1 rRNA gene is annotated in these 3,170 nt (G+C 48.3%); it reads right to left on the reverse strand.

Annotated features, from left to right (window positions below):
- Positions 1–63: 63 nt before the first annotated feature.
- Positions 64–2,954 (reverse strand): 23S ribosomal RNA (locus tag I6F50_RS20045).
- Between the last annotated feature and the right edge of the window lie 216 nt (positions 2,955–3,170).

Genomic DNA, 3,170 nt, shown 5'->3' on the forward strand with positions numbered 1-3,170 from the left:
AATATCTACTTTAGTCATATTAACTTCTGTCTAAACTGTCGCATAAAACGCGTTTGGCGTTGTATGGTTAAGCCTCACGGGTAATTAGTACAAGTTAGCTTAATGGCTCACACCACTTCCACATCTTGCCTATCAACGTTGTAGTCTTCAACGGCCCTTCAGAGACTTTAAAAGTCTAGTGAGAACTCATCTCGAGGCCTGCTTCGCGCTTAGATGCTTTCAGCGCTTATCAGTTCCGAACGTAGCTACCGGGCAATGCCATTGGCATGACAACCCGAACACCAGCGGTTCGTTCACTCCGGTCCTCTCGTACTAGGAGCAACCCCTCTCAATTCTCAAACGCCCACGGCAGATAGGGACCGAACTGTCTCACGACGTTCTAAACCCAGCTCGCGTACCACTTTAAATGGCGAACAGCCATACCCTTGGGACCGACTTCAGCCCCAGGATGTGATGAGCCGACATCGAGGTGCCAAACACCGCCGTCGATATGAACTCTTGGGCGGTATCAGCCTGTTATCCCCGGAGTACCTTTTATCCGTTGAGCGATGGCCCTTCCATTCAGAACCACCGGATCACTATGACCTACTTTCGTACCTGCTCGACGTGTCTGTCTCGCAGTTAAGCTGGCTTCTACCATTACACTAACCGTACGATGTCCGACCGTACTTAGCCAACCTTCGTGCTCCTCCGTTACTCTTTAGGAGGAGACCGCCCCAGTCAAACTACCCACCAGGCACTGTCCGTAACCCCGATTCAGGGGCCAACGTTAGAACATCAAAACTACAAGGGTGGTATTTCAAGGTTGACTCCACAACAACTAGCGTCGCTGCTTCAAAGTCTCCCACCTATCCTACACATGTAGGTTCAATGTTCAGTGCCAAGCTGTAGTAAAGGTTCACGGGGTCTTTCCGTCTAGCCGCGGGTACACAGCATCTTCACTGCGATTTCAATTTCACTGAGTCTCGGGTGGAGACAGCGTGGCCATGGTTACACCATTCGTGCAGGTCGGAACTTACCCGACAAGGAATTTCGCTACCTTAGGACCGTTATAGTTACGGCCGCCGTTTACCGGGGCTTCGATCAAGAGCTTCTCCCTAAGGATAACCCCATCAATTAACCTTCCGGCACCGGGCAGGTGTCACACCGTATACGTCATCTTGCGATTTTGCACAGTGCTGTGTTTTTAATAAACAGTCCCAGCCACCTGGTCACTGCGGCTCCCGTCCGCTTAGAGAGCAAGTCTCATCACAGATAGGAGCGTACCTTCTCCCGAAGTTACGGTACGATTTTGCCTAGTTCCTTCACCCGAGTTCTCTCAAGCGCCTTAGTATTCTCTACCTGACCACCTGTGTCGGTTTGGGGTACGATTCCATATAATCTGAAGCTTAGAGGCTTTTCCTGGAAGTATGGCATCAGCAACTTCATCACCGTAGTGACTCGTCTCGTGTCTCAGGTTTAATGTTTGTCCGGATTTACCTAAACAAACGCCCTACTCACTTTCACATAGACTACCAACGCTATGCTTGCTTAGCCTGCTCCGTCCCCCCATCGCAATTATATCGAGTACAGAAATATTAATCTGTTTCCCATCGACTACGCCTTTCGGCCTCGCCTTAGGGGTCGACTTACCCTACCCTGATTAACATGGGATAGGAACCCTTGGTCTTCCGGCGTGGGAGTTTTTCACTCCCATTATCGTTACTCATGTCAGCATTCGCACTTCTGATACCTCCAGCATACCTCCCGGTACACCTTCAACGGCTTACAGAACGCTCCCCTACCACTCAGAATAAATTCTGAATCCGCAGCTTCGGTGCATAGTTTAGCCCCGTTACATCTTCCGCGCAGACCGACTCGACCAGTGAGCTATTACGCTTTCTTTAAAGGATGGCTGCTTCTAAGCCAACCTCCTGGCTGTCTGGGCCTTTCCACATCGTTTCCCACTTAACTATGACTTTGGGACCTTAGCTGGCGGTCTGGGTTGTTTCCCTCTTCACGACGGACGTTAGCACCCGCCGTGTGTCTCCCGGATATTACTTTACGGTATTCGGAGTTTGCAAAGGGTTGGTAAGTCGGGATGACCCCCTAGCCTTAACAGTGCTCTACCCCCGTAAGTATTCGTCCGAGGCTCTACCTAAATAGATTTCGGGGAGAACCAGCTATCTCCCGGTTTGATTAGCCTTTCACTCCTAGCCACAGGTCATCCCCTAACTTTTCAACGTTAGTGGGTTCGGTCCTCCAGTTGATGTTACTCAACCTTCAACCTGCCCATGGCTAGATCACCGGGTTTCGGGTCTATACCTTGCAACTATTCGCCCAGTTAAGACTCGGTTTCCCTACGGCTACCCTATTCGGTTAACCTCGCTACAAAATATAAGTCGCTGACCCATTATACAAAAGGTACGCAGTCACCCAACAAGTGGGCTCCTACTGCTTGTACGTACACGGTTTCAGGTTCTATTTCACTCCCCTCACAGGGGTTCTTTTCGCCTTTCCCTCACGGTACTGGTTCACTATCGGTCAGTTGGGAGTATTTAGCCTTAGATGATGGTCCACCTATATTCAGTCAAAGTTTCACGTGCTCCGACCTACTCGATTTCACTTAAAATGTCTTTTCATGTACGGGACTATCACCCTGTATCGTGGCGCTTTCCAGCAGCCTTCCATTAACACATAATAAGCTTAAGGGCTGTTCCGATTTCGCTCGCCGCTACTTTCGGAATCTCGGTTGATTTCTTTTCCTACGGGTACTTAGATGTTTCAGTTCTCCGCGTTCGCTTCGTTAACCTATGTATTCAGTTAACGATACCTGCAAGCAGGTGGGTTTCCCCATTCGGAAATCTTAGTCTCAAGCGCTTTTTACTAGCTTGACTAAGCTTATCGCAAGTTAATACGTCCTTCATCGCCTCCAACTGCCAAGGCATCCACCGTGTACGCTTAGTCACTTAACCATACAACCCAAACGGGTCTTTGTTTTGTGACAGTTTAACTTCGCCAGAAGTCAATATTGAATACTAAAGTAGATACCAATCAATCAACTCATAAGAGTTAACTAAATGGCACTGAATGGTACTGCTACCATTCTTTTTTTACTTTTGAAAACTCTTGATAAATACAATGTATCTATCAGAATTTTATTATCAGCTTTTCCAAATTTTTAAAGAGCA

Origin of the sequence: Pseudoalteromonas sp. NZS127_1 (assembly GCF_015864295.1) — a bacterium.
In the GTDB taxonomy this organism is placed as follows: Bacteria; Pseudomonadota; Gammaproteobacteria; order Enterobacterales; family Alteromonadaceae; genus Pseudoalteromonas; species Pseudoalteromonas arctica.